The sequence below is a fragment of the Streptomyces alanosinicus genome (genome assembly GCF_014650595.1).
Classification (GTDB): domain Bacteria; phylum Actinomycetota; class Actinomycetes; order Streptomycetales; family Streptomycetaceae; genus Streptomyces; species Streptomyces alanosinicus.
This window is the reverse complement of sequence record NZ_BMVG01000001.1, coordinates 616,096-642,791: the sequence shown is the minus strand read 5'-3', so window position 1 is coordinate 642,791 and position 26,696 is coordinate 616,096. Positions and strand designations below refer to the sequence as shown.

General features: G+C 73.2%; 16 protein-coding genes and 5 pseudogenes. 10 read left to right on the top strand and 11 right to left on the bottom strand.

The window, feature by feature from the left end:
* The 3 genes and pseudogenes from IE277_RS02925 to IE277_RS02915 all read left to right on the top strand — a co-directional run.
* A pseudogene (locus IE277_RS02925) lies at nucleotides 1-1,851 on the top strand (complex I subunit 5 family protein).
* Between the two features lie 117 nt (nucleotides 1,852-1,968).
* Nucleotides 1,969-2,901 carry a non-homologous end-joining DNA ligase gene (gene ligD, locus IE277_RS02920; protein WP_189948179.1) on the top strand — a complete coding sequence of 311 codons (933 nt, stop codon included), beginning with the start codon at nucleotides 1,969-1,971 and terminating at the stop codon, nucleotides 2,899-2,901.
* A gap of 57 nt (nucleotides 2,902-2,958) precedes the next feature.
* Nucleotides 2,959-3,302: pseudogene (locus IE277_RS02915) on the top strand (SDR family NAD(P)-dependent oxidoreductase); the annotation flags it as partial.
* A gap of 133 nt (nucleotides 3,303-3,435) precedes the next feature.
* Here IE277_RS02915 and IE277_RS02910 read toward each other — a convergent pair.
* Both IE277_RS02910 and IE277_RS49155 read right to left on the bottom strand, forming a co-directional pair.
* A pseudogene (locus IE277_RS02910) lies at nucleotides 3,436-7,997 on the bottom strand (cation-translocating P-type ATPase).
* Nucleotides 7,998-8,026: 29 nt separating this feature from the next.
* The gene (locus IE277_RS49155) at nucleotides 8,027-8,419 is read right to left on the bottom strand and encodes a hypothetical protein (protein ID WP_308433343.1); all 393 of its coding nucleotides are present in this window, start codon (nucleotides 8,417-8,419) and stop codon (nucleotides 8,027-8,029) included.
* Between the two features lie 416 nt (nucleotides 8,420-8,835).
* Here IE277_RS49155 and IE277_RS02900 point away from each other — a divergent pair.
* Together IE277_RS02900 and IE277_RS02895 are read left to right on the top strand one after the other, a co-directional pair.
* Nucleotides 8,836-10,342, top strand: a pseudogene (locus IE277_RS02900) (ATP-binding cassette domain-containing protein).
* Nucleotides 10,343-10,410: 68 nt separating this feature from the next.
* Entirely contained in the window at nucleotides 10,411-11,649 is a 1,239-nt protein-coding gene (locus tag IE277_RS02895) for a serine/threonine-protein kinase (RefSeq protein ID WP_189948178.1), read from the top strand.
* A 273-nt stretch (nucleotides 11,650-11,922) separates the two neighbouring features.
* Here IE277_RS02895 and IE277_RS02890 read toward each other — a convergent pair whose 3' ends face one another.
* Nucleotides 11,923-13,344 (bottom strand): GAF domain-containing sensor histidine kinase, encoded by a 1,422-nt coding sequence (locus tag IE277_RS02890; protein ID WP_189948176.1) that lies wholly within the window; start codon nucleotides 13,342-13,344, stop codon nucleotides 11,923-11,925.
* A gap of 23 nt (nucleotides 13,345-13,367) precedes the next feature.
* Complete coding sequence (locus IE277_RS02885) at nucleotides 13,368-14,405, bottom strand: rod shape-determining protein (protein WP_189948173.1); 1,038 nt, start codon at nucleotides 14,403-14,405, stop codon at nucleotides 13,368-13,370.
* A 428-nt stretch (nucleotides 14,406-14,833) separates the two neighbouring features.
* Between IE277_RS02885 and IE277_RS49405 the strand changes: the two are divergent.
* A pseudogene (locus IE277_RS49405) lies at nucleotides 14,834-15,028 on the top strand (hypothetical protein); the annotation flags it as partial.
* 6 nt (nucleotides 15,029-15,034) lie between these two features.
* On the opposite strand, the gene IE277_RS02880 reads toward IE277_RS49405, so the two are convergent.
* Nucleotides 15,035-16,381 (bottom strand): carboxyl transferase domain-containing protein, encoded by a 1,347-nt coding sequence (locus tag IE277_RS02880; RefSeq protein WP_189948171.1) that lies wholly within the window; start codon nucleotides 16,379-16,381, stop codon nucleotides 15,035-15,037.
* Entirely contained in the window at nucleotides 16,374-17,858 is a 1,485-nt protein-coding gene (locus tag IE277_RS02875) for an acyl-CoA synthetase (protein ID WP_189948169.1), read from the bottom strand. The genes IE277_RS02880 and IE277_RS02875 overlap by 8 nt, the downstream gene beginning before the upstream one ends.
* A 211-nt stretch (nucleotides 17,859-18,069) precedes the next feature.
* Between IE277_RS02875 and IE277_RS02870 the strand changes: the two genes are divergently transcribed.
* Both IE277_RS02870 and IE277_RS02865 read left to right on the top strand, forming a co-directional pair.
* A complete protein-coding gene (locus IE277_RS02870) occupies nucleotides 18,070-18,960 on the top strand; it encodes an ATP-grasp domain-containing protein (protein ID WP_189948168.1) in 891 nt (296 codons plus the stop codon).
* Between the two features lie 54 nt (nucleotides 18,961-19,014).
* Nucleotides 19,015-19,845 carry an oxidoreductase gene (locus tag IE277_RS02865; RefSeq protein WP_189948166.1) on the top strand — a complete coding sequence of 277 codons (831 nt, stop codon included), beginning with the start codon at nucleotides 19,015-19,017 and terminating at the stop codon, nucleotides 19,843-19,845.
* Between the two features lie 115 nt (nucleotides 19,846-19,960).
* Here IE277_RS02865 and IE277_RS02860 read toward each other — a convergent pair whose 3' ends face one another.
* A complete protein-coding gene (locus tag IE277_RS02860; RefSeq protein WP_229880529.1) occupies nucleotides 19,961-20,527 on the bottom strand; it encodes a hypothetical protein in 567 nt (188 codons plus the stop codon).
* Between the two features lie 131 nt (nucleotides 20,528-20,658).
* Here IE277_RS02860 and IE277_RS02855 point away from each other — a divergent pair, with 131 nt between their 5' ends.
* Together IE277_RS02855 and IE277_RS02850 are read left to right on the top strand one after the other, a co-directional pair.
* Nucleotides 20,659-21,432, top strand: a complete 774-nt coding sequence (locus IE277_RS02855) for an IclR family transcriptional regulator (protein ID WP_189948162.1) — start codon at nucleotides 20,659-20,661, stop codon at nucleotides 21,430-21,432.
* Nucleotides 21,429-22,277: an SMP-30/gluconolactonase/LRE family protein gene (locus IE277_RS02850; protein ID WP_189948160.1), complete on the top strand. Its 849-nt coding sequence runs from the start codon at nucleotides 21,429-21,431 to the stop codon at nucleotides 22,275-22,277. Before IE277_RS02855 ends, IE277_RS02850 begins: the two co-directional genes overlap by 4 nt.
* 8 nt (nucleotides 22,278-22,285) lie before the next feature.
* On the opposite strand, the gene IE277_RS02845 is transcribed toward IE277_RS02850, so the two are convergent.
* The 4 genes from IE277_RS02845 to IE277_RS02830 all read right to left on the bottom strand — a co-directional run bounded on the left by IE277_RS02845 (nucleotide 22,286) and on the right by IE277_RS02830 (nucleotide 26,642).
* Entirely contained in the window at nucleotides 22,286-23,683 is a 1,398-nt protein-coding gene (locus IE277_RS02845; RefSeq protein ID WP_189948158.1) for an NAD(P)/FAD-dependent oxidoreductase, read from the bottom strand.
* Nucleotides 23,684-23,741: 58 nt separating this feature from the next.
* Complete coding sequence (locus IE277_RS02840) at nucleotides 23,742-24,917, bottom strand: MAB_1171c family putative transporter (protein WP_189948156.1); 1,176 nt, start codon at nucleotides 24,915-24,917, stop codon at nucleotides 23,742-23,744.
* Nucleotides 24,918-24,981: 64 nt separating this feature from the next.
* A complete protein-coding gene (locus tag IE277_RS02835; RefSeq protein WP_189948153.1) occupies nucleotides 24,982-26,163 on the bottom strand; it encodes an MAB_1171c family putative transporter in 1,182 nt (393 codons plus the stop codon).
* Nucleotides 26,160-26,642 (bottom strand): toxin, encoded by a 483-nt coding sequence (locus IE277_RS02830; protein ID WP_189949175.1) that lies wholly within the window; start codon nucleotides 26,640-26,642, stop codon nucleotides 26,160-26,162. Before IE277_RS02830 ends, IE277_RS02835 begins: the two co-directional genes overlap by 4 nt.
* Between the last annotated feature and the right edge of the window lie 54 nt (nucleotides 26,643-26,696).

Genomic DNA, 26,696 nt, shown 5'->3' with positions numbered 1-26,696 from the left:
ATGGTGCGTACCGCCGATCTGCTGCCGCTCGTGATCGCCGTACCGCTGCTGGGCGCCGTGGTCCTGGTGGTCGTCGGCCGGTGGCTGCCGCGCCCGGCCATCGATGCGCTGGTCACCGTCTGGGCGGTGCTGGAGGTCGGGTGCCTCGCCCGGCTGTGGCTGCGCACCGACGACGGGCACAGCGTCTCGTGGCTGGGCGGCTGGTCCCCGGTGCGCGGTGAGAGCGTCGGCATCGTGCTCGTCGGCGACCGGATCGGCGTCGGTCTCGCACTGCACCGGCGCGCTCGTGCTCGCGGTCGTCGTCTACTCCTGGCGCTACTTCGACGAGCCGCCCGAAGGGCACGCGGGGACCTTCCCCGCCCTCATCCTCCTGTTCGAGGCGGGCATGGCCGGCTTCGCGCTGACCGGCGACCTGTTCGACGCGTTCGTCTTCTTCGAGCTGATGGGCGCGGTCGCCTACGCCCTGACGGGCTATCGCATCGAGGACCCGCGGCCGGTGCAGGGCGCGCTGGTCTTCGTAGTCGTCAACTCCCTCGGTGCGTACTGCTCGTTGCTCGGCATCGGGCTGGTCTACGCCCGCACCGGTGAGCTCGGTCTCGCGCAGATCGGTGCGCAGCTGGCCCGGCACCGACCCGACGCCCTGCTGTCCGTGGCCTTCGTGCTGATCGTCACCGGACTGCTGGTCAAGGCGGCGGTGGTGCCCCTGCACTTCTGGCTTCCGGACGCCCATTCCGTCGCGCCGACCCCGGTATGCATGCTGCTCTCCGGCGTCATGGTGGAACTCGGGGTCTACGGCACCGCACGCGTCTACTGGGTCGTCTTCTCCGGACCGCACGGCATCACGCACGCGCACCTGCGCGCCGTGTTCGTGGCCACCGGGGTGCTGACGGCACTGGTGGGGGCCGTGATGTGCTGGCAGCAGCGCCACCTCAAGCGGCTGCTCGCCTTCTCCACGGTCGGGCACGTCGGCCTCTTCCTCACCGGGACGGCACTGCTCACCCCGCCGCGACGGCCGGCACCGCCCTGTACGTCGCCGCCCACGCCGGGGTGAAGGCGGCGCTGTTCGCCACCACCGGTGTCCTGCTGGACCGGCACGGCTCCGTCGACGAGCACGGGCCGTACCGGCGCGGCCGCGATCTGCCGTTCGCCGGCGCGCTGTTCGCCGTGGGCGGTCTCGGGCTCGCCGGACTGCCGCCGTTCGGGACGGCCCTCGGCAAGGCGGTCGCCGAGCATGCCGGGGAGGCTGAATTCCCTTGGCTCCCCGCCGTGTTCGTGCTGGTCTCGGCCCTCACGAGCGGGGCCGTGCTACGGGCCGCCGCCCGGATCTTCGCCGGTGCCGGGCCCCGGCCGCGCGAGCGGTACACCGGTCCGGAGACCACCGGCGGCGGTGAGGAACCGGAGATCCGCGATCCGCAGCGCCGGATCCCCGTCCCCATGCTCGCCGTGCCCACCGTACTGCTCGCCGCCGCGCTCGCCGTCGGACTGCTCCCCGGCCTCGGCGTCGCCCTCGCCCATGCCGCCCGGCAGTTCACCGACCGCACCACCGATACGGCGGCGGCGCTCCACGGCCACGCCGTCGCACCGTCCGCGCCGGTGCCGGACGTGGGCTGGAGCGCCGAGGGCGTGCTTCTCGCGCTTGCCTCGACCGCCCTGGCGGTGCTCCTCGCCATGACCGCCGTCTGGGGGCCCACGCTGCGGTCACCGGCGTTGGGCAGGGCCGCGGCCGTCTGTGAAGGCGTGGGACGGCGCGTGATCGTGCCCCTGCGCCGACTGCACTCGGGACACCTCGGTGACTACGTCGCCTGGCTCGCCGTCGGGATGGCGGTGCTGCTCGTCGTCATAACCGTGTAGCGCACTGTCACCGAGTCGTGCGCCCTCATGGCACCAGGTCCGTCGGGTACTCGGCAGAGGTCGGGGAGCGGTCGCCGCCCGTGCACGGATGGCCCGGAGACAACCGAGGAAGACGCCATGAGTACCAGGGCGAGGACGCGGGAGCAGATACGGGTCGGCAACCGCACCGTGCCGCTGTCGAACCCGGACAAGGAGCTGTTCCCGGACGACGGCATCACCAAGGCCGAGCTGGTCGACTACTACCGCGGCATCGCGCCCCTGATACTGAGCCACCTCAGGGGGCGACCGTTGGTGATGGAACGCTACCCGGACGGGTACGGGGGAAAGTCCTTCTACCACAAGGATGTTCCCGACTACTTCCCCGACTGGATACGCACGGTAGGCGTGCCCAAGGAGGGCGGCCGTCTCACCATGGCCGTCTGCGACAACACGGCCACCCTCGTCCACCTCGCCAACCAGGCGTGCATCACCCCGCATCCCTGGCTGAGCCCCGCGGACTGCCTGGACTGCCCCGACCGGCTGGTCTTCGACCTCGACCCGCCCGACAGCGCACGCGACGGCTTCGAGAACGTCCGGTGGGGCGCACGCCGGCTGGGCGACCTGCTCACCGAGCTGGGGCTGCGGCCCGCGCTGATGACGACGGGATCACGCGGCCTGCACCTCCTGGTGCCGCTCGACCGGCGCACGGACTTCGACACCGCCCGGCACTTCGCCCGGCGCGTCGCCGACCTGCTCGCGGCACGGCACAGCGACCGGCTGACGACCGAAGCACGCAAGAACAAACGCCGGAACCGTCTCTATCTGGACACCCAGCGCAACGCCTACGCCCAGACCTCGGTCGCCCCCTACGCCGTACGCGCCCGCCCGCACGCACCGGTCGCCACCCCGCTGGCGTGGGCGAAACTCGACGACCCGGAGCTGGGCCCGCAGCGCTGGACCCTGCGCACTCTCGCCGATCGCCTGGACACACACGAGAACCCATGGAAGAACCTGAGCCGCTGCCGCCGCTCCCTCGACAGAGCACAACGCCACCTGGACGACCTCGTATGACCCGGCAGGAGGCCGTCCCCGTGCCGGTGACACCGGCGGGAAACGGAGGCAGCAGTCATGTTCCGACGGTCGAGTCACAGGTCGTACGGTCCACGCGTCGTCGTGGTCACCGGAGCCAGCGGGGGCGTCGGCCGGGCCGCCGCACGGGCCTTCGCCGCACGGGGCGACCACGTCGCGCTCGTGGCGCGGGGCCGAAACGGGCTGGACGTCGCAGCCGACGACTGTACGGCACGCAGGCAGCCCTGCGCCGGATGCTGCCGCGCGGCCACGGCGTCGTCGTACAGGTCGGCTCGGCGCTCGCCTACCGCGGCATCCCCCTCCAGTCCGCCTTCCGCGGTGCCAAGCACGCGATCCAGGGCTGGAACGAGGCAGTGCGCTGCGAACTCCTGCACCGCCGCACGACCGCTGGACGGCAGCGACGGGAGGGACTTCGGCGCACACGGCCGCCATGGCGGTACGGCACCGGTGCCGCCGACGCTGGGCGACGCCCCGCGGGACCTCCTCGCGCAGTTGGCGGCAGCTCCGACTGATCGGTCATCCCTCGTCCTGCTTCAGCCGCTCCCCGTCTTGCTTCAGTCGCTGCACGAGCTCTTCCAGCCCGGGCATCAGCCGTGGTCCCAGCGCGGCGACCGTCATGGCGACGGCGACCCCGGCCCAGGCCACGGGGCCGAGGGGTGTGCCGCCGAAGAACTGGCTGACCAGCGGCGTCTCGATCAGTGCGACCAGGGCGGCGGCGGAGCCGAGGACGGTCGCCAGCACCAGCGGGCTGTGGCGCCGTCCGGTGAGGGTCTGGGTCAGCTGGGCACCGACCACGCCGCACAGCGCCATCATGCTGGTCCGGCGTGCCGAGCCCGGGGTGAGCGTGCCGATCGACCAGGCGGTGGTCGCGCCGAGCGTGGTGATGACGCCGCGGTGTCTGATCTGGCGGGTCAGCGCGTCGCCGAGGACCGCGAGGCCCACGGGGGCGGTACCGACCAGGACGGACTCGCCGTCGCACGTCTCCTCGTTGGTCTCGTCGCGGGGGGGGGGTGACCGACACGGCCATGGCCGGGAACATGTCGGTGAACAGGTTGACCAGCAGGATCTGCCGGGTGCACAGGGGTGAGGAGCCGGACAGCACCGTGCCGAGGACGGAGAAGCCGATCTCGCCGGCGTTGCCGCCGATGAGGACGCTGATCGCGTCCGCCACGCTGCGCCACAGAGCCCGGCCCTCGGCGACGGCGTCGACGAGCAGCGACAGGTCGTCGGTGGTGATCACCAGGTCGGCGGCGTTACGAGCTGCCGCGGAGCCGTGTACGGCGATGCCGACACCGATGGCGGCGGCGCGGATGGCAGCGGCGTCGTTGGCGCCGTCGCCGACCATGGCCACCACCCGTCCGGCGGTCTGGAGTGCCTCCACGACGTGCAGTTTCTGTTCCGGCGCGACCCGGGCCACCACGTCGCAGTTCCGCAGCAGCCCGGCTCGGCCGGTCCGGCCCTGGGCGGCCAGATCATCGCCGGTGACCACGGCGACGTCGTCCGGCCAGCCGAGCTGGACCGCGACGGCGCGGGCTGTCCGCGGGTGGTCCCCGGTGAGCATGATGGGTCGTACGCCCGCCTCACGCAGGTCGGCCACCAGCGGTGCGGAGCTGGGGCGCGGGGTGTCGGCCAGGGCGACGAAGCCGTCCAGTTCCAGGCGCTTGAGCGGCCCGCCGAGTGCCTCGGCGGGATCGTCGGCGTCCGCGAGTCGGCGGCCGGCGACCGCCAGCACCCGCAGGCCGTCACCGGCCAGCGACTGGGCGGGGCTGTCGTCGGCCCCACCCGTGCAGCCTGGCAGGACGACCTCTGGCGCCCCCTTCACGATCAGCCGACGGGCACCGTGGGCGTCGGCTCCGACAGCGGAGGCGTACCCGCGGCTGGCCTCGAACGGCTGCACCTCGACCGGTGTCCACGGCGATCCGGGCGGGCCCGCGGCGAGGATCGCCTCGTCGGTGGAGTGGGCGTGGACACCGGCCTCCTGGTCGGCGGTGTGACAGGTCAGCGCGGCGGCGTGGAGCAACGGCGCCGCCTCGGCGGCGTCGGCCGGGTGCTCGGCCCCCTCGGCGGTGGAGACCCGCACCACATGCAGGCGGTTCTCGGTCAAGGTGCCGGTCTTGTCGAAGCAGGCGGTGTCCATCCGGCCCAGCGCCTCCAGGGCGCGCGGGGTGCGGACCAGGATGCCGATCCGGCCGAGCCTGCGGGTCGCGGCAAGCTGCGCGACGGTCGCGACGAGCGGCAGGCCCTCCGGAACGGCGGCCACCGCGACCGCGAGCCCGCCCCGGACCGCCTGCCGCACAGGCCGACCGCGCAGCAGCGACAGACCGGTCACCGCGGCGCCGCCGAGCAGGGTGAACGGCAGCATCTGGCCGGTCAGTTGGTGCAGGCGGGCCTGCACACCGGGGGCCTGCCGGGCGTGCGACGCGAGATGGGCGGCCCGGCCTGCCTCGGTCTCGTCGCCGGTTCCCACCACGACCGCCCGGCCGTACCCGGCGACCACCGTGGTGCCCTCGAAGACCATGCAGTGCCGGTCGGCCACCGAAGCCTGTGGTGTGGCGTCCACCTGTTTGGAGGTCGGCAGCGACTCTCCGGTCAGCGAGGACTCGTCGACCTCCAGGTCGTCACTCTCCAGCAACCGCGCGTCGGCGGGCACGACGTCGCCGGTGTAGAGCTCGATCACGTCACCCGGCGCCAGTCGCCCGGCGGCCACGGTGCTCGTCTCGCCCTTGCCGAAGTCGGCCACCCGGTGCGCCTGTTGGCGCTGCTCCAGCTTGAGACCGGACAGTGCCCGTTCCGCCGGCAAGCGCTGCACCCCGCCGACCAGAGCGTTCATGCCCATCGCGCCGACCACCAACAGCGCGTCCACGGTGGACCCCAGGAGCGCGGACGCGGTCGCTCCCGCGAGAAGCAATGGCGTCAGCGGATCGTGCAGTTCGGCGCGCACCGCGGCGACCAGACGGACCGTCAGACGCGTCGGCGCGAACACCGGGAGACGTACGACCCGGCCGGTGGTCCTGCGCACACCGGTCAGAGCGCCCGGCTCGGCCGCCCGGGCTCTCTCCCGCAGCCGGGCCAGTGCCTCCTGCGGCTGCAGGGCATGCCACGGCACCCGAGGCGGGGGGTGTGGGGTGTGATCGGTACTGACGTGCAGCGCGGCGCGCCAGCCCGAGACGAGTGACGCGGCAGCGGCCGCGTTCACCGGGCCGAGCCGGAAGCCGAGCGGGAGGACGAGGCGTCTCGACCGACCGCCCCCGGGTCACCACCAGCAGCCCGGCGAGCGCGGCACCCGCTTCGGCGAAGATCTTGGAATGCTCCCCGACCGCACGCGCGGCCGGGATCGCCGCCAGCAGCCGCCACGCCCCCGCCAGTCCTTGCAGCAGCAGGACGTCCGCACCCCATACCACCGCACTGCTCTCGTCGGTGAGTGAGACGGCGATGTCGCTGCGCAGCAGACCGGCCAGCACCTCGCGGCCCTCCGGACTCGGCTGTTGCCCGGTCGAAGCCCCACCGGCCGGGACATGAGCCACCGTGAGAACGATCCGACCGCCGCGCTGAAGGCCCCGCACCACCTCGGCCAACGGCCGGTCCCCGCCGACGAGTTCGTCCGCGAGCCCGCCGAAGTCGCCGAGGGTGCCGTCGTCGACCACCACGACGTGCAGACCGGCCCGCCGGGCTGCGTCCAGCGCGGCCTCGGCCAGTGGATCGAGCTCCCAACCGACCAGGACGGTGCCGATGTCCCGGCCTCCCTCCGACGCGATCATCAGCCCGATGTCCTCCGACTGCCCCTGGTCGGGCACCGGCCGCAACTCGATCGGTCCGTTCGGTCCCAGCGCTGCCGTCGCCGTCTGCCACAGCCGGTCGTGATCCCAGTCGGAAACGTTCGCGTTGACGTCCAGGACCGTCCGCCGGCTGCTGCGCAGCGCCTGCGGATGCAGCACCACCGTGTCGATCAGCTCCAGCTGCCGCAGCCGGTCCAGATTGCGTACCAGGACGCCTTCGCGGGCCAGTTCGGTGCCCAGAGCCGCGGCGAAGGCCGCCGGGCCGAAACGGGCGGCCTTCGGATTCCCGGCCAGCAGCGCCTCCGCCGCCTCGTGCACGTCACCGGTGAACAACAGCGCTCCGGCCGCGCCGAACAGGGTCCCGGTGATCGCCTGGTCCCGGTACTCCTGGGCCGGGTACCGGTGGATCGGCGGCCGTGCGACCTGCTTGCCGGCCAAGCTCAGCCGATCCGGCGCGCAGAGCGTGTCGTGTACGGCGTCGAACGCCGCGGCCCGGGCGATCGCTTCGGTCAGCTGACCGAAGCGCAGCGCCACATCCAGCAGCAGGGCGGTGGGTGCCTGCTCGATGCCCTGGGCGGCCGCGTTCGCGGCGGCCAGCACCAGATCGGTCGCCGACCGGCCCAGATGGCGCCGCAGCGCGACCCGTACCCGCGGATCCTCGCGCAACAGCGTCACCCCGGCGGAGACCAGGTGCGGGGTGGTCGTCAGACGGACCGTCCGCGCGGCCACCGCGGTGGTGGCCCCCACCGCATCACAGACCAGGGCCAGCGCCCCCGACCGTATGCCTCCGGTATGGCCGGGATGGGCGGGCTCCAGCACGTCCTCGTCGGGACGTTCCAGCTTCTGCTGCGCCGCCAGCTCGGTCGCCCGGTCCACCACCCGGTCGGTGACCGCGTCCTGCGTCATCTGCACGACCAGCCGGGCCAGGCCGCCGTCCCAGTACGCGGCGAGCACGTCCGGGCGCTTGGCCAGGGCGGCGGCCACCCGCCCCGCCCCGCTCTCCACGCTCCCCGCCGTGACACCCGCTCTCGGACGCAGGGGGAGTTGCACCCGGGATCCCGCCTGCCAGTACGGATGGCCCGGTGACACCGCATTCAGACCGACCCGGCCGACGCGTACCGCAGTCGTCGACACCGCCGCCGCACCACGCACGGCGGTGCGCACGCCCGTCTCCGCCGTACCGGCCGCCCCCCGGACAGCGGCACCGATCGTCGGCAGGACCTGGCGAGCGACCTGCGCGGGTGTTCCCAGCGCGAGCCCGACCCCCGCCGCGGGCAACCTCGCAAGCGAGCGCAGAATCATCGATCACTCCCGGGAACCGTCGGCAGACCTCACCCGCCCGCCGTCGAGGCCGACGATCCGGCCTTGGCCCGGCGCTGGGCCGACCGCGTGGCCTTCCGCGTCCCGGCCGCTGCCTTCCCGGCGGTGCCCGGCTTGCCCACCGCACGCTTCTTGGCCGACGACTTCGCCGTGGCCCGACGGGTCACTCCGGCCGTGGCGGACGGGGTCTGCGCAGCAGCGCTGTCGTCTGCGCGGGTGGGACGCGCCTGCGTCAACCACACGGCGGCGGCGCCCGCGGCCGCCGCCGGCCACTCGACCACTCCGGCCGCCCCGAGCAGACCGGCACCGGCGTAGGCCGCGATGCGACGAGAGCGGGGCGAAACCAGTCCGACGGTGTTCAGGACGCCGTCGAAGACCTCTTCGACGGCGGTGGCGCCAGGCACATGACCTGCTGCCGTTCTGACCGTATCCATCGGATGAAGCAGCCTCGACGGCGCTGAGGAGGCTTCCGACGCTTCTTGCACCTTGCCACTCATGACATCTCCACCTCCCATTGCTCCACGTGCCCGGTCTTCCCTGGCGGAACCAGGCGCCGACATCCGAACTGGCCACATACCTGAAGCCGGCAGGTTCAGCAGCCGGCTGAAACCACTCGCTACGGAACGTAGCCGCAGGAGCGGGGTCCCGGAAACCTCATTCGTCACAGGGGTATCAGCCATCGGCGATTCGGCCAGTCCTCGCCGTCCGGGGACGGCGCCGGCACGGCTTCCACGCGTTCGAGGCCTTGCCTGCCAAGGGCCGCCGCGCGTCCGGAATCGAGCGCGTTCGAATCCTGTGGCACGTCGTGTCGTTCACGCACATGTGCGCCCGGCTGCCCGCCGTACTGGTCGGCATCTGGCGTATGGCCTGGCAGCTCGATCGTAAGGCGGTGAGTCTCCTCGTCGTCTGCCAGCTCGTCACAGGTGCGGCCGCCGCCGTGAGCCTGCCGCGACAGCCCGTGCCATGCGACCGATCCTCGGAGCCGGCGCGGTCGGCGATCGGCTCCACCAAGCCCTGCCGGCTCTGCTCGTCGTCACGGCTGCCGCCGCCCTCGGCCGAGGGGCCGGAACCCTGTCCTCCTACGCCGACCGCAGGCTCACCCCGTTGTTGACGACGCACGCCGACACCAGCCTCGTCGAGGCCGTGTGCCGGGTCGAATCCGCCGCATACGCCACGGACGGCTTCTCCGACCGCCATGAAGCAGCGGAGATGGGTGTGCTCCGCACACACGTGATGGTCAACGACGCCCAGCGGTTCGCATCCGCACTGATCAGGATGGTGGCCGCGAGCGGCGTACTCTCCACGCTTCACTGGGCCATGCTGCCTCTGCTGATCCTCGCCGTTGTGCCCGCCGGGGCCGGCGCGGTCCTCTCCGCCCGGGTCGACTACGAGATGCACTACACCAACGTCTCGGACCGCAACGTACGGCACATGATGCGCTGGTGGGCCACCACCCCGAAGCACAGCGACGAGGTCCGTGCCAACGGCATGACCGGCTACCTGCTGTTCTGGTACCGGGCCCTGTCGGAACGCATCGACCACCGACTCCTCACCGCCGCTCCCCGCAATCTGCGGATCACCCTGGTCTCCTCGGCGACCGGCGGCTTCTTCCTCATCCTGACCTGGGCCACCCTCGCCTGGCTGACCATCACCGGCCGCATCGGGCCGGCGATCGCTGCGACCGCCGTCATCGCCGTACAGACCACGCTCGCCGCGCTGTCCCAAGTCGTCATCAACGGGGCAGCCCTGTTCCACACCAGGGGCGCGTTCTGTGGAACGGATCGGATCTCGCCACGGTCGACCAGGACACCGTCTGGTCGTGCACCGGCCTGGTCCCGCAACTCTTCGCGCAGTGGCCCCTGCGCGTACGTGAGAACGTGACTCTCGGCCGGCCCCGAACCCACGATGACGCACCGGTCTGGCAGGCCATCGACGCTGTCGGCATGCGCGAAGCCGTCGAATCCCTTCCCCACGGCATGGAAACCCTGCTCGCGCGAGAAGTCTTCGGCGGCGCGGAGCTCTCCGGAGGACAGTGGCAGCGCCTGGCTTGTTCCCGCGCGATCTATCGCCGGCCCGAACTGCTCATCCTGGACGAGCCGACCTCGCAGATGGACGCCCGGGGCGAGCACCAGATCTTCGAGAAGATCAGGAGCGGCGCCTCGGACCGCATCACCATCGTGGTCACCCACCAGTTGGAGAACACGAAGATCGCGGACCGCATCCTCGTGATGGAGCACGGCCGGATCACCGAACAAGGCCGGTACGACGAACTCGCCCACTCCGGAGGCCTGTTCGCCGACCTCCTCGCCCTGGCGAAGGACCGATGACGCCGAGGAACCCGACGCTTGAGCAGCACCGGTCCGTCCAGGGGGGCGGGGGCGGCCATACTGTGCGCATGGAACGCATCGGGGGATACCTCGTCGAGCGGCGGCTCGGCGAGGGGGGAATGGGCACCGTGTATCTCGCGCGGACGCGCGGCGGGCGGGCCGTCGCCGTGAAGGTCGCCAAGACCGAGCTGGCGGCCGACGCGGTCTTCCGCGAGCGGTTCCGCAGCGAGGTCGAGGCCGCCCGTGCCGTGGGCGGTTTCCACACGGCGCCGGTCGTGGACGCGGACGTGGAAGGCGCGTTGCTCTGGCTGGCCACGGCCTATATCCCCGGGCCCACCCTCGCGGCGCGGCTCGCCGCCGAGGGCGCGATGGACGAGCCGCAACTACGGGCGCTGGCCGCCGCGCTCGCCGAGGCGCTGGAGTCCATCCACTCCTGCGGGCTGGTGCACCGCGATCTCAAGCCCGGCAACATCATCATGGCCGCCGACGGCCCGCGCGTCCTCGACTTCGGCATCTCCCGCGCCGTGGAGTCCACCCGGCTCACCGCCACCGGCACCGCCTTCGGCACGCCCGGTTTCCTCGCGCCGGAACAGGCCCTGGGCAACGATGTGACCGGCGCCGCCGATGTGTTCGCCCTCGGCGCGGTCCTGGTCGCGGCGGCGGGCGGCAGCGCCTGGGGCGAGGGCACGCCGATGGGGCTGATGTACCGCTCCGTGCACGAACAGCCGGACCTGGCCGCCGTACCGGCCGCACTCGCCGGCCTGGTCGCGCGCTGTCTGGCGAAGGACCCGGCCGACCGCCCCACCCCCACCGAGCTGCTCGACGTGCTGACCGACGAGGCCCCGGCGCCGGCCCCGACGGAGGCGCCGTACGCCCCGGCCATGATGTCCCCGCCCGCCCACACCCCGGTGCCGCCCGTGGCCCCGGTGCCGCCCGTCGCCCCGGCGTCGCCCGTGGCCGCGGCGCCGCTCCCGCCCTACCCGGCCGCGCCCCCGCCGCAGGCCGCCCAGGGGTTCGGCCCGCCCGTGCCGTACCCGCTCCCGGAGGTCGAACTCACCGACGGGCAGGCGCGCGTCGCCGTGACCGCCACCGGGGTCGTCCTCCAAGTGGCGGGCGCCGCCGCGGACTTCGAGTGGGCGGAGATCGCGCACATCGGGCGTACCCGGCGCGGTCATCACCTCACGGTGACGGTGCGGTTGTGGGACGACGGCGTGTACGACTGCGAGCTGAACGCCCGCCGGTCGGCCCGGGTCACCGAGTGGCTGGCCCGGCTGGACTTCGTCCTCGGCCGGTACGCGCCCCGGTAGCGCGGCGGCCACCGTGTTCGCCGACAGCGGTACACAGCAGCTGGGTTGACCCGTACATGCTTGAACAGTGCGCGTCCTGGGCACGGACCTTCTACCGGCATCCACCGCCGGGCCGTAACGGCAGAGGGAGGGCGTCATGGACCGTCGCATCCGGGTACGCGTCAGCCGACGCCCCGTCGCTCCGCGGGAACGCGAGATCGACCGGAGGACGCCGTCGGGGCGGATCCTGCCGTACTGACGTGCGCCGCTTCGGCGTCCCGCCGAGGGAGTTCGTCACAGCGGCGCCTGCCAGGTGACCGTTGATCCCTCTGAGTCCTCGCCCGCCCCGGTGTCCGCGTCGTCGTACACCGTCAGCCGTACCGCCGCCCGGCCGTCCGGCAGCGTCGCCGTCGCGTCGACCGTCACCTCGATGCGGGACACGCCCCGGCGGCGGGCGGCGGTGTCGAGGGCGCGGCGCAGGGTCGTGAGGAGCTGGGCGCCGACGCGGTCCGGGACGCGGCTGTCGACCGGCCCGAGGAAGCGGGTGGCGGGCTGGAAGCCGAGCACCGCCTTCGCGGCCGCCGTCTCGCGCAGCACCCGGCCCCGGAGGCTGGTCGGAGCCTCGGCGGGCGGCTGCTGGAGCGCGAAGATCGCCGTCCGCACCTCCTGGACGGTCGACTCCAGCTCGTCGACGGCCTTGCCGAGCATGTCCTGCACGGCCGCCACCCGGGCCCGGCGCTGCGCCGCCTGCAGCATCATCCCGGTGGCGAACAGCCGCTGGACGACCAGGTCGTGCAGATCGCGGGCGATCCGGTCGCGGTCCTCGTACACCGCGAGCCGCTCCCTGCGGTGCCGGGCGCCGGCGAGGACCAGGGCGAGCGCGGCCTGGGAGGCGAACTGGGTGGCCAGGTGCTGTTCGACGTCCGTGTACGGGCGGTCGCCGCGCCGGCGGGGGAGTGCGAGCGTGCCGATCAGCTGGCCGCTCGCCTGCAGCGGCAGCATCATGCTGGGTCCGAACCGGTGCCGGACACGGGTCGTCATCCGCGGGTCGGTCGCCGAGTCCTCGATGAACACCGGCTCGCCGCCGAGCAGTTGCTCCAGCACCGGGCTGCCCGGCTCGATGGTCGTCCCGACGAGGCCCCCGGGGTCGTCGTGCGTCGACGCGGTCACGATCTCCATCCCGCCCTCGGGGGTGGGCTGGAGGATGACACCGGCACAGGCGTCGGCGAGCAGCCGGGCCCGCTCCGCGACCGTCATCAGCGCGTCCGCGGCTCTCTCCCCGCTCAGCAGCGCCGTGGTGACGGCCGCCGCACCCTCGATCCATCGCTCGCGCTGCCGGGCCGCCTCGTACAGCCGGGCGTTGCCGATCGCGGTGCCCGCCTGGGCGGCCAGCACCCGCAGCAGCTGCTCGTCCTCGGCGGTGAACGGGCCGCCGCCGCTCTTGCCGTCCAGACGCAGCCGCCCGAACGGCTCCGTGCCGACCAGGATCGGCACGTCCAGGCCGTCGGCGTCCTTGGGCGGAGGCGTCCTCGTACGGATCTCGGCCGGCCCCTCCGGGCCGCCGCCGGCGGTGCTCAGCGCCGCGTACCGGGCGCCGGTCAGCTCGGCGGCACCGTCCACGATGCGCTGCAGGGTGGCGCGCAGTTCGAGTTCGGAGCCGACCCCGAGGACCGCTTCGAGCAGCGGCGGCAGATGCGGGACGGGATCGCCGGGCATACGGTCGGTGCGCCGTGCGCGGCTCAGGCGGCCAGCGGGTTGAGGACCATCGGCTCGATCCGGCCCTCCAGCATGGCGCCGAGGCCCTGGGCCGCACAGATGTCCGGGCGGTCGGCGATGTGCACGGGCATCCCGGTGGCCTGCCGCAGCATCTGGTCGAAGCCGGGCAGCAGCGCCGAGCCGCCGACCATCATGATCCCGCGGTCGGCGAGGTCGGCGACCAGGTCGGGCGGGCAGTCGCGCAGCACCTTGCCGATGCCGTCGAGGACGGCGGTCAGCGGGGTCTCGATCGCGTCCCGTACGGCGGCGGTGTCGACGTGCACGCTGCGCGGAAGGCCGGTGAGCACATCACGGCCGTGGATCTCGGTCTGCGCCGGGCCCTGAGTGGTGATCCCGTTGTCGGAGAGGGCCACCTGCAGCGGACGCACGGACTGGCCGGGCAGCATCAGATGGTGCTCGTGCCGCAGATGCTGCACGATCGCGTTGTCCACGGCCTCGCCGCCCACCGGGACCCGCTGGGCGGCGACGATGGACCCGAGCGAGAGCACCGCGACCTGGGTGGTCGCCGCCCCGCACACCATGATCATGGTGGCCTCGGGGCGTTCCACGGGCAGCCCGCAGCCGATGGCGGCGGCGATCAGCGTGTCCACCAGCTCGACCCGGCGCGCGCCCAGCCCGACCAGCGTCTCGGTGATCGCCCGCTGGGCCAGCGGATCGGCGCCGTGCGGGGCGCAGGCCGCCGCGCGCAGCCGCAGATTACGGCGCAGCGTACGGCGCACCTTGTCGCCGAGCAGCTGCCGCAGCATGCGGTGGGCCATCTCGATGTCGACGACCGTGCCGCCGGCTATGGGCCGTACGACCTGGATGTAGTCAGGCGTGCGTCCCGTCATGCGTTCCGCGAGCTCGCCGACGGCGATGAGCGAGCCGGAACGGGCGTTCACCGCGGCCGCCGAGGGCTCGTCGACGATCAGACCGGCGCCTCTCACATACACCCTGGTGCGGGCCGCGCCCAGGTCGACGCCGAAGTGGCAGCGGCGCAGCTGGTCCAGGTTGACGGTCACGGCGATCCTCCCGATGCGCGAGCCCCGGTGTGCCCGGCCGGCTGGCGGGCCTCTCCCAGCATCCTGGTCGGCCGACCGGGTGTCCGCCTGTTGGAGGGGGCCGGGCGGGGTGCCGCCGAACGGGGGTTTCGGGCCGTGGCACACCGTCCGGTGATGGACTTCGGGCCGGATGTCCCACTCGGCGCGCGGCTTCACCTCCCGCCGGTCGGACTCCCGCCGGTCGGACTCCCGCCGGTCGGACTCCCGCCGGCCGGACGGCCGGCCTCTTCGGCGGCGGCCAGGAGCGCCGAGGAATGTTCCGCGGTAACCCCTTTGGCCCTCACGGGAGTTGGCGGGTTACCACCAGGGCACCTTTCCGTCATCACCCATCAACACCGTTGCACCACCACGCACATGACACTCGTCCCAGCACGCGAGCCACTCGCCCGAGGGGGGCGGCGACACCAAAGGACCACTGGAGCCGGCTGCCGCTGATCAACCTCGCGTTTGACGTCGGCACCGATCGCGGCACGCCGGACGTGCCGCGTACGGTCGCCTCCGTCTCGCTGCGGGCGTCGGCCCATGACGACAAGGGCGGCTCGCTGACGCAGGAGATCGTTCGGGCGGCGGCCGTCGAGCGGTGAGGCGGCCTACGGCTGTGCGGGGTGCACGATGCCCCGGACCACCCCCAGCTCCACCAGGTCCTGTGGGCGGATCATGAGCTGGTCCGCGGTTGCCTCGACTTCGGCCTCGGGGCGTTTGAGGATGGCGGCCGCGAGTTCCGGGGCGATCACCGAGAAGTAACTGTCCGGTGTGGCCCAGGTGTTGCCGGGGGCGGCCAGGGCGAGGGCGCCGCCGGAGCCGCCCTCGCCCATGACGAGCGTGGTGAGCGGTACCCGGGCCGCGGCCACCGCCCCGAAGACCTCCGCGATCGCCGCGCCGGCCCCCTGTCGCTCCGCCTCCGCGTCGTTGGCGGCACCCGGGGTGTCCACCAGCGTCAGCACGGGGATGCCGAGCCGGTCCGCCAGCCGGATCAGCCGGGCCGCGGTCCGGTATCCGGCGGGCCGGGTCGCCGCCCCGGTCTGTGCCGCGTACGCCACGGTACGACCGTCCCGCTCGCCGAACCCGCACAGCATGCCCTCGGGATCCCTGCCCCCGCACCGGTCGCCGCTGATGTCACGGCGACGGGTGAAGAAGGCGTCCAAGTAGGCCTGGGCGCGCGGTCGTTCGGGGGCGCGGGCGTGCCGGACGGCGTGCCAGCCGGTGGCCGGGAGGCCTGCGGTGCCGAGGGCCCGCGGCGGGGGAGGGGCATCGGCGGACGGGGACGTCAGCAGGCGCAGCCATGCCCCGAGGACCCGCTTCAGCCCGGCCGGGTCCACCACCTCGTCCGCCGAGCCGACCGCCACCTGGGACTCCGCGGTGTAGGCGGCGGGGTCGGCGGCGGGCGGGCGGACGCGGGAGCCGGCGAAGCCGACCTGGGCGCCGGGCAGGGCCAGGACGACGTCGGCGCCCCCGCCGAGCGTGGCCCAGCCGCCGCCGGTCGTGGGATCGCGGAGCACCGCGATCTGCGCCAGCCCGGCCTCGCGGGTGAGCGCCGACTGCCGGGCCACCCGCTGGAGCTGGCTCAGCGCGAGCATGCCCTCCTGCATCCGGCTGCCGCCGGTCGCGATCAGCGGCACGACCGGCAGCCGGTGCGCGCGGGCGTGGGAGTACGCCGCCTCCAGGCGGTCACCGGTGCGTTCGCCGAGGGAGCCGCCCAGGAAGCCGAACTCGAAGGCGATCAGCACGGCCCGGATGCCCTCGACGCGCGCGGTGCCGCAGGCGACCGACTCCTCCTCGCCGGTGCGCTCGGCGGCCCGGCCGCGGGAGGCGTCGTAGCCCGCCCAGCCGAGGGGGCCGTCCGGCTTGGCGGCGCTTGCCGGGTGCGGGAGTTCGGTGAAGGTGCCGGGGTCGGTGACCAGGGTCAGGATCTGCCGGGCCGAGTGCCGCTCAGACATCGGCCAGCGCCCGCTTCATGATCTTCCCCATGTCGTTGCGGGGCAGCGCGTCCAGGTAGCGGACGACGCGGGGCCGCTTGTGCGGGGCGAGCCGCCGGGCCACATGGTCCGCCAGCTCCGGTGCGGCGGGCGGTGCCTGCGGGTCGGCCGGGACGATCCAGGCGACGATCCGCTCGCCCAGGTCCGCGTCCGGCTCCCCGGTGACCGCCGCCTCCCGTACCCCCGGATGTTCCAGCAGCGCGTTCTCGATCTCACCGGCCCCGATCTTGTAACCACCGCTCTTGATCAGGTCGGTGGCCTTGCGCCCGACGATCCGGACATAGCCGTCGGGCTCGCGGACGGCCATGTCACCCGTGCGGAAGAACCCGTCGGCGGTGAACGCGGCCGCCGTGGCCTCCGGCCGGTTCAGATACTCGGTGAACAGGTTCGCCCCGCGCACCTGGATCTCGCCGACGCTCTCCCCGTCGTACGCGGTGATCGGTGTCCCGTCCTCCTCCACGAGCCGCAGCTCGACACCGGGCAGCGGCACGCCCACGGTCCCGGCGCGCGCCTCCCCGTCGGCGCGCACGCTGGTGTTCATCAGCGTCTCCGTCATGCCGTACCGCTCGATCACCCGCCGCCCGGTCGCGGCCGCGATCCGTTCGTGGTCGTGCACCGGCAGCGCGGCCGAGCCCGAGACCAGCAGCCGGGCCCGGCCCAGCGCCTCGGCCAGCTCCGGGTCGTCCGGCAGGGCCTCGGCGATGCGGTGGTACATCGTCGGCACCCCGAACAGCATGGTCGCGCCGGCGGTCAGCTCCCGGGCCACGCCCTCGGTGGAGAACCGGCCGAGGTGCCGGACGCCGCCGCCGCGCCGCAGCGGGCCGAGGGTGCCCAGCACCAGTCCGTGCACATGGAACAGCGGCAGCCCGTGCACCAGCACATCCGCCGCCGTCCACTGCCAGGCGTCGGCGAGCGCGTCCAGGGTGGTGGCGAGGGCCCGGCGGGGCAGCACGGCGCCCTTGGGCGGGCCCGTGGTGCCGGAGGTGTAGACGATCAGCGCCGGGGCCGCGTCGCCCGCGGTCTGCTCGGGTACGGCGGCGCGCGCGTCCGCGTCGACGTCCAGCCGCTCCAACGCGCCGAGCGCGTCGGGGAGTTCGGCGCCCGGCGCGGCCAGTACCAGGGTCGGCGCGCTGTCGGAGACGATGTGCGCGAGTTCCTTCTCGCCCGACTTCGGGTTCAGCGGTACGGCGGCCGCACCGGCGAGCAGGACGCCCGTCACGGCGACGGCGGTCTCCAGCTCGGGGGTGGCCCACACGGCGACCCGGCCCGCGCCGGCGAGCCGCCCGGCGAGCGCGCCGGCGGCCCCGGCGAGACCGCCGTACGTCAGGGAACGCGCACCGAACCGCAGGGCGACCCTCCCGCGGACCTCGTCCGGGGGCACCCCCGTCTCGCTGCGCTCGCCCGGGCCGTCCGCCAGGGCGGGAAAGAGGGAGGACACGCGCCGCACTCCTAACACTCTCGGTTGGGACCGTTCGGCACCCTTCCTACCCCAGCGGCCCGGTCCTCACCACCACGCTCAGGCGGGCCGCGAGCGGATGCCGTCGGCGTGCACAAGTCGTTCGAGCCGGAACGGCATGGTTGCTAGCCTCGCTGTGCTCGAAGCTGTGATCGAAGTCGTGATCGAAATGTCGTACGACAGGGAGCCCGTCATGCGCCGCATCGCCCTCGCCACCTACGACCCCGGCACCGAGCCCGGCAAAGACGCCGATCTGCCCGAACTGGTGCGGGCGCTCCGGGCCGCCGGGGCCGAGGCCGAGGCGCGGTACTGGGACGACCCGGACGTGGACTGGGGCCGATACGACCTCGTCGTCATCCGGTCCACCTGGGACTACAGCTGGCGGGCCGAGGAGTTCGACACCTGGGTGGTGCGGGTCGGCGCGCTGACCCGGCTCGCCAATCCGGCGTCCGTGGTGCGCTGGAACACCGACAAGCGCTACCTCGGCGAACTGGCCGCCGCCGGTGTGCCCACCGTCCCCACCCGCTATCTGGCGCCGGGCGAGCCCGCCGAGCTGCCCGCCGACCACGAGTACGTGATCAAGCCGACCTCGGGCGCGGGAGGCCGGTTCGCCGCCCGCTACACACCCGGCGAACACGACAGGGCCGTGGCGCACCTCGCCCGGATGCACGCCGAGGGCTTCACGGCGATGGTGCAGCCGTACCTGACGGGTATCGACGTCAGCGGGGAGCGGGCGCTGCAGTTCTTCGGCGGCCGGCTGCTGCACGCCAGCCGCAAGGGTGCCGTCCTCGCGCCCGGCACGCCCTACGACGCCGACAAGGTGGCCCACCCCGGCCTGGAGCGCTGGCAGCCCACCGAGGCCGAACTCGCCGTCGCCGAGAAGGCGTTGGCGTCCATACCCGGCGTGTCCGGAGGCCCCGGACCGCTGTACGCGCGCGTGGACCTCGTGGACGGGCCGGACGGCGAGCCGCGGCTGATGGAGCTGGAGCTGGTGGAGCCGAATCTGTTCCTGCGGCTGCACCCCGGCTCCCTGGAGCGGGTGACGGAGGCGATCCTGGCCGCGGCCGGGGACATTGCCGGCTAGTACGTTGATTCACGTCAAGTGAACTGAGGCATACGGGACTTACGGGGAGTTGCGATGAACAAGGTATGGCTGGTGACCGGGGCGGGCAGCGGTTTCGGGCGGGCGATCACCGAGGCGGCCGTCGCCGCCGGTGACGTGGTGATCGGCGCGGTCCGGCGCCCGCAGACCCTGGACGACCTGGTGGCCGCCCATCCCGGCCGGGTGGAGGCGCTGCGCCTGGACGTCACCGACCTGGCCGCGATCGAGCCGACGGTCCGGGACGTCATCGCCCGGCACGGGCGGATCGACGTGCTGGTCAACAATGCGGGCCGCACCCATGTCGGCGCCGTCGAGGAGACCACCGACGCCGAGCTGCGCGACCTGTTCGACGTGCACTTCTTCGGCCCGACGGCCCTCGTCCGGGCGGTGCTGCCGTATCTGCGTGAGCGGCGCTCGGGTGCGATCGTGCAGATGAGCAGCATGGGCGGGCAGCTGTCCTTCGCGGGCTTCGGGGCGTACAGCGCGACGAAGTTCGCCCTGGAGGGCCTGTCCGAGGCGCTCGCGGACGAGGTGCGCGAGTACGGCGTCAAGGTGCTGATCGTCGAGCCGGGTGCGTTCCGCACCTCGCTGTTCGAGGCCGACCGGGCCGGGGCCAGCTCCGACACCGGGGTGTACGCCAAGGTCGGCGAGACCCGGGGCGCGGTCAGCGGAGGCCATGGCAGCCAGCCCGGCGACCCCGCCAAGGCGGCGGCCCTCGTCCTGGCCGCGCTGGAGGCGGAGCGGACCCCGCTCAGGCTGCCGCTCGGCGACGACGGAGTGAGCGCGGTGCTGGCGCACACCGACCAGGTCCGCGAGGACGTCGCGGCCTGGGAGAAGCGGACCCGGGCGACCGGATTCGACGACTGAGGCCTTCGGGCCGAGGCCTTCAGACGGACGCCTTCAGACGGACACCTTCGGGCCGACGCCTTCCGCCGGGCGCTTTCAGTCACCTTCAGTCACCTTCAGTCACCTTCAGTCGCCTTCAGTCGGCGAGGTCGACCAGGGCCGTCCGCTGGAGCAGGCCCCAGGTGAACTCGGCGACCACCTCCACCCGCACGCCTCCGCGCCCGGGTGCGGTGAAGGCCAGCCCCCATCTGGTCGGTGCCGTGCCCTCCAGCGGGCGGGCCGGGGCGAAGGCGCGGGCGGCCTCGTCCACCGTGCACGACCAGGGGACGAGGTCGTCCAGGGTCCGAAGCTTCGGCGCGGGAGCACCCGGCGCCCGCACCAGCCACTCGTTCCAGACCCCGCCGTCCGGCCCGACCAGCACTTCGAAGCGCAGGTCGGGCCAGAGGGGCAGGGCCCAGCGGCGGGCCTCGCAGACGGCGTCGCCGAGCCGGTACGGGACCACGGATTCCGGCTCGCCGAGGACCGAGCCGTACCGGGCGGCGGCGGACCGGGATCTCGGTGAACGGACCATCGCCTGCCAACGCTTGTTGGCCTCCCGCATGTCCGCGATCGAGGCGCCGAGCGCGCGCCGGGCGTCCTCGACGAGGTCCGGATTGTGGTCGGCCATGCGGCGCAGCAGCACCAGCTGGAAGTCGACGTACATGCCTTCCATGGTGCCCGGCCTGTTCCGGACCATTGCCCGCGCACGTTCCCGTGATTAGCCTATGTTCGTCATGCCGATCGCCTGTTGAAATCTCGAACATAGGCGCTTAGACCCAAGGGAGGGGGCCGGACGTGGGACGCCTCGTACCTGCCGTGACCCGGGCTCTCGACATTCTTGAGCTGTTCCTCGACGGGGACGGGACGCTCTCCGCCCCCGACATCGTGCGCAAGCTGCAGCTGCCGCGCACCACCGTGCACGAGCTGGTCACCACGCTCGCCGCACGCTCGTACATCGCGCCGGTACCGGGCCAGCCCGGACGCTACCGGCTCGGCGTACGCCCGTACCAGCTCGGCAGCCGCTACGCCGAGCAGCTCGATCTGGCCGCCGAGGGCCAGCAGGTGGCCCGCTCGGTCGCCGAGACCTGCGACGAGACCGTCCATGTGGCGATCCTCGAAGGCACCGACGTCATCTACATCGCCAAGGTCGACTCCACCCACGCCGTGCGCATGGTCTCCGCCGCCGGCCGCCGGCTGCCGGCCCACTGCACCTCGGTCGGCAAGATGCTGCTGGCCGCGCTGCCGGAGCAGGAGCTGACGGCCCGGATCCCGGACGACGCCGAGCTGACCGCGATGACCCCCAACAGCATCACCGACCCCGCCGTGCTGCGCGAGGCCCTGGCGGAGATCCGGCGCCGCGGCATCGCGGTGGAGAACCGCGAGTCCAACCCGGACGTCAGCTGTGTGGCCGCCCCGGTCCGCGACCGCACCGGCCAGGTCGTCGCCGCCCTCTCCATCTCGGTCCCCATGATCCGCTGGAGCGAGGAGCGCCGGGCCGAGCTGGAGCAGCTGGCGGCCAAGGGCGCGGTGGAGCTGTCCGAGCGGCTGGGCCACCGGAGCGCGGTGTGAGCGGCGGCTACGAGGTCGCGGTACGGGCGTCGGCGGCGCTCGGCGAGGGCCCGACCTGGGACCCGGCGAGGGGCCGGCTGATCTGGCTCGACATCCTGGGCATGCGCGTGCACACCTACGACCCCGCCACGGGCCGGCGTTCGGTGCGCACCACGGAGCAGCACGTGGGCGCGGCCAAGCCCCGCGAGGGCGGCGGCCTGGTCCTCAACCTCCGGGACGGCGTGGGCCTGCTGGACCCCGACGACACCTTCCGCTGGCTGCACCACGAACCGGTCGCGGGCCGCCGCGCGAACGACGCCGCCGTGGCGCCCGACGGCTCGCTGTGGGCGGGAACGATGCGCTACGACGAGGCGCCGGGCGGCGGCACGCTGACCCGGCTGACCGGCGACGGCGGGGCACAGCCGGTCCTGTCCGACGTCACGGTCAGCAACGGCACGGGCTGGAGCCCCGACGGCCGGCTGATGTACTACGCGGACACCCCGACCCGCCGGGTGGACGTCTTCGATTACGACGGCGAACGGGTCCGGGGCCGCCGCCCGTTCGTGGAGATCGAGCGGGGCGCGGGCTTCCCGGACGGCCTGACGGTCGACGCGGAGGGCTGTGTGTGGGTGGCGCTGTGGGACGGGGGAGCGGTGCGCCGCTACACGCCGGGCGGCGAGCTGGACCGGGTGATCAGCCTGCCGACGCGACGGACGACGGCCTGCGCGTTCGGCGGCGCCGGCTTGACCGACCTGTATGTCACGACGGCTTGTACGGGGCTCACGGCGCCGCACCCGGTGGCGGGCTCGCTGCTGGTGGTACCGGGCGCCGGCCAGGGCGTCGCTCAGCCGGCGTTCGCGGGCTGACCGGGTCGTCACCCCCGCGTGCGGTCCAGCTCCCGCACGATGCGCCACTCCTGTGCCGTCAGCGGCGGTTCCGGCAGGGCCGGCAGAAGCGGGCCGGTCAGGGCCGCGAGCATGGCGTCCGGACGCAGCAGACGGGACGGACCCGTCGCAAGGCTCGTCACGTCCCAGACGGCGGTCGCCGCTCGGTAGGAGCCGGTGGCCGCCTTCGTCATGCGGCGTGAGTACCGGGCGACGAGGTGATCCGCGACGCCCGGCCTCGCGCCCCGCACCTGCGGGAACCAGACGTCCTGGCCCACGGCCATCGCCCAGGCCGCCGAGACCGACCGGGCGACCCCTCGCTGCACCCGGCGTGCCAGCCCCGGCGCGTCGACACCGCCGCGCCGCAGTTCCGCGCTCAGCACGTCGGCGCCGAGCGCGGCCACCGACATGCCCTGCCCGTAGGCCGGGTTGAACGTGGCCACCGCGTCACCGAGGACGACGAATCCGTCGGGCCAGCGGCGGGCCTTCTCCAGGTAGCGCCGTACGTTGCTGGTGCTGCGGCTGACGCGCACCTCGGTGAGGGGCTCGGCGCCGGAGATCAGCCGGCCGACGATGGGGTCGGGAAGGTCGAGTGTGTAGCGCAGGAAGCCCTCGGGGTCGGTCGGCGGTTCGCTGCCCCGGGTGCCGGCGAGGCTCACCATCCAGCGGTCGCCCTCGATGGGCAGGACCATCCCGCTGCGCCCCGGCCGCCCTCCGTAGGGGTCGGCCTGCACGAGCGTCACCGGAAACTGCTCGGCCCCGGCGGGCCTGCGGTAGATGCGGGTGGCATTGACGAGACCGGCGTCCACGGTCTTTTCCCGGATGTCCGAAAGACCCAGTTCTTTCAGCCACTTCAGGACCCGGGACCCCCGCCCGCTCGCGTCGACCACGAAGTCGGCCTCAAGCTCACGCTCGCCGTCAGGCGTCGATACGCGTACGCCCCGAACGCGGCTGACGTCCCCGGTCAGTTCGAGTGCCTGTGCCTGCTGTATCCGCACGTCCGTGCCGGCCAGGACCGTGGCCCGTACGACCCAGTCCAGCAGCGCCCGGCTGCAGGTGAGCATGCGGGGCCCTTCGTGCCGCCAGCGGCGGAACCAGCCTTCCGGGGTGAGGGCCACCAGGCCCTGGCCGAGGGCGACTTCGTGGGCGCCGGCGGCAAGCAGCCGCTCGCGCATGCACGTTCCGGGCACCAGATCGTCCATGGCGGCCAGGCCACCGGCCATGAGGAGATGAGCATGACGCCCCTGCGGGAGCCCGCGGCGGTGCTGGGGACCGTCGGGCAGGTCGTCGCGCTCCAGCACGATCACCTCCTCCACGGAGGCGGACAGCGCCGCGGCGGCCAGCATGCCGGCCAGTCCGGCACCGATGACGACGGCTCTGCGCGGCATGGGGCTCCTCGAATCATCCGGGAATGAACCGGCCAAACTCGAAGCGGGCCACGAAAGTTCAGCCATGGTAGGTCCTCACCGTACCTTCACCCATGGTTCCCACGGTGTGCACCGTCTCCAGGACCCGCGCCAGCTCCACCAGGCCGCTCGGCCCGGACACCTCCGTGGCGTACAGACGGCTGCCGCTCGACACCTCCGGCGGCTCCTCGCCGGCGGCGGCGCGGCGCGCGGCGTCCGCGACCATGGCGGCCTCCGCGGCGACCCGCGCCTCGTGCTGCCCGCGTCCTTCCCGCCGTGCGGCCTCGCGCGCCGTTTCGCGGACGCCGTCGTCGAAGTACGGGGCCAGCGCCAGAAGGGCGTCATGGATGGACACCTCGCGCCAGTGCAGCCGGTCCTGTGGCAGCTGCCACCACGAGCTGGGGGGCTTGGGCGCGATGGATGCGAACCGCAGCCGTGACCACAGCGGTCCGAGCCGGCGGTAGTCGCCGAGGCTGTGCCACTGGGTGAGGACCGCGGGCAGCAGTCTGGGCAGGGCGAAGCCCGCCGAACACAGCAGGGCGGCGAGTGACGCCGCCGGCGGGGCGAGGGTGGTGGACAGGAAGTCGAGGTCGTGCCCCGTCCAACGGGCGACGACCGCCGTGTACTTGGTGAGCTGAAAGCCGACGGCGTCCAGCAGCGCGCCGACGAGGATGAGCCGCAGGCCGGTCCGCAGCAGTCCGGTGACCTCACGCTCCCATTTCACGCACTGCGTGCACATCACGACGATCGCCGCGCTGTGCCCGAGCAGGTAGAGCAGGATCATCTCCCGCATGCCCGGTGTGTTCGCGTAGTACGTGTCGAGGTCGCGCAGCCGCTCCGTGTGCGCGTCCGCGAGCGCGAACAGCATGACGATGGCGGCGATCAGCGCGCCGTAGGCGACCACGCAGCGCAGTGCCGCCCGCCGTAGCCGCTCGCGCGGCCCGCCCCGCCAGTGGATCAGCAGGACGAGCAGGGAGCAGCTGTACGCGGAGAGCATGCCGTACGTGAGCGGTGCACCGAAGTTCGGGATGCCGGTGAGGTCGTTGACGGTGGCCAGGGTCAGCGGTGCCGAGCAGACGAAGACGAAGCCGCCCAGCGCGATCGCGGCGCACGTCGACACGGTCAGCGGGTTCCACGGGGCGGTGCGAGGCCGGCGGAAGAGGAGCGCGGAGGACAGCACAAGAGCCCCGGCCGCCACATACACGACGAGATTCACGGCCGCGCCCTCCCATCCGTTCGGTGGGCGGCCTCGCGGGACGCGCGCGGCGCCCGGATCCGCCTCATGCGGTGCCCGTCGGCGTCGTCGTGCCGTGAACGCGGGCGGACACGACCGGCGTCGAGGTGGCGAGGGCGTCGGCGATGCCGACGAGGGTCGCGGGGCCGGGGGAGCGGATCGGCAGGAGGTCGATCTCGTCGCACGGTTCCAGGGGCCGCTCCCGGTGGCGTTCCGCCTCCAGCGCCGCCGTGACCACCGCCGCCCACGCGACCGACTCCGCGCGTCCCGCGTCGCCCGTGTCCCGCAGGGCGCTCTCGTGGACCTCCTCGTACAGGTCCCGGTCGAAGTAGTCGGCCAAGTGACCGAGCGCGTTGTGGATGCTGGTCTGCAGCCACACCAGCCGGGTGGCGGGCGTGGCCCAGCGGGGCCGCGGAAGCCGGAGCGAGCGGCGGGTGAGGAGTTCGTCCAGCTCGCGCTCCAGGGGTTTCAGGCGCGCGTACGCCCGTCGGGACCGCTGCCACTCCGTCACGCGGGGCCAGGCCAGTGGGACCAGGATGCCCGTGACGGTGAGGAGCGCGCCGAGCCCGGCGGCCACCGGGGAAGCCGTCGTCCCGAGCCGCGACCAGTCGGCCCCGCACCAGCGGGCGATCACGGCGATGAGCTTGGAGACGCTGTACCCGGCGCTGCACAGTGCCCCTGTGCCCAGCATGATCAGCCCCACGCGCAAACGGCCGTCGACCTGGCGCGCCCAGCGCAGGGACGACACCGTGGTGATGCCGGCGGCGGCGAGGTGCCCGGCCAGGTACAGCACGATCATCTCGGCGAGGAACGGCGTCGTCGCGTAGTAGGTGTCCAGGTCGGTACGGCGTTCCACCGGCGCGTCGCCCAGCGCGAACATGACGGCGATGCCGATGAGGACGAGTGCGTAGGCGACGATCCACCGGCGGGCGGTCCGCTGTACGCTCGGCCCGCCCCGCCAGTAGACGACGAGGAGCTGCGAGGTGGCGCTGTACGCCGTGATCGAGGCGTAGGTCAGTGGGGCGGCGAGGTTGGGGATGCCGCTGAGCCGGTTGACGGCGCCCACGGTCGGCGGGGCCCCGAGGAGGAAGCACAGCCCGGCCAGGGCCAGCACCGCGCAGATCGCCCGCAGATACGGATCCCGCCAGTGGCGGGCCAGGTCCGGGGCCTTCACCGCGAGCCCGAGCCACAGCACCCCGCAGCTGACGTAGTTGATCAGGCCGCTCATGGCTTGGTCCCGCGGTAGTTGAGAGCGGCGCCGATACGGCCGGCCAGGCCCTGGGTACCGTCGCCGGATTCCGCGAACACGGAATCCGCGGAGGCCTCCAGCCACGGGCGCAGCCGCCGGCCCATCAACATGCCGAACCGGTCGGCCGCCTGCTCCTCGACCAGGTCGAAGTCGGTGCGCGCCGCTCCGGCATCGCCCTGGCTCATGTGCCATACCTCGTGACAGAAGATGACGATCTGGTGCCACGCGGCGGCTCGCCGGTCGATGACCACGTCGTCGTGCGTCTCCCGCTCCAGCCACAGTCCACTGGCGGTGTGCGGCGGGAAGACAGCCTTGTGGACGACGACCTCGCGGCCGCGCCACGCGCTGACGGAGGCGACCAGGGCGTCGAAGAGCGCCTCCGGGTCGGCCGGGACCGGGACTCGCATGGGGCCGATGAGGGTGTCGGCGAGCCGACGCATCTCCCTGGTCGTACGCACCCTGCTCTCCGTCATCTCGCCGCTGTCACCAGTGCAATATGCCAAGACTCGGCT

Coding starts and splice junctions, on each gene's coding strand:
- IE277_RS02870 (WP_189948168.1), top strand. CDS start 18,070: ATGCGCCGCATCGCCCTCGCCACCTACGACCCCGGCACCGAGCCCGGC.
- IE277_RS02895 (WP_189948178.1), top strand. CDS start 10,411: ATGGAACGCATCGGGGGATACCTCGTCGAGCGGCGGCTCGGCGAGGGG.
- IE277_RS02860 (WP_229880529.1), bottom strand. CDS start 20,527: ATGTACGTCGACTTCCAGCTGGTGCTGCTGCGCCGCATGGCCGACCAC.
- IE277_RS02890 (WP_189948176.1), bottom strand. CDS start 13,344: ATGCCCGGCGATCCCGTCCCGCATCTGCCGCCGCTGCTCGAAGCGGTC.
- ligD (WP_189948179.1), top strand. CDS start 1,969: ATGAGTACCAGGGCGAGGACGCGGGAGCAGATACGGGTCGGCAACCGC.
- IE277_RS02865 (WP_189948166.1), top strand. CDS start 19,015: ATGAACAAGGTATGGCTGGTGACCGGGGCGGGCAGCGGTTTCGGGCGG.
- IE277_RS02845 (WP_189948158.1), bottom strand. CDS start 23,683: ATGCCGCGCAGAGCCGTCGTCATCGGTGCCGGACTGGCCGGCATGCTG.
- IE277_RS02880 (WP_189948171.1), bottom strand. CDS start 16,381: ATGTCTGAGCGGCACTCGGCCCGGCAGATCCTGACCCTGGTCACCGAC.
- IE277_RS02835 (WP_189948153.1), bottom strand. CDS start 26,163: ATGAGCGGCCTGATCAACTACGTCAGCTGCGGGGTGCTGTGGCTCGGG.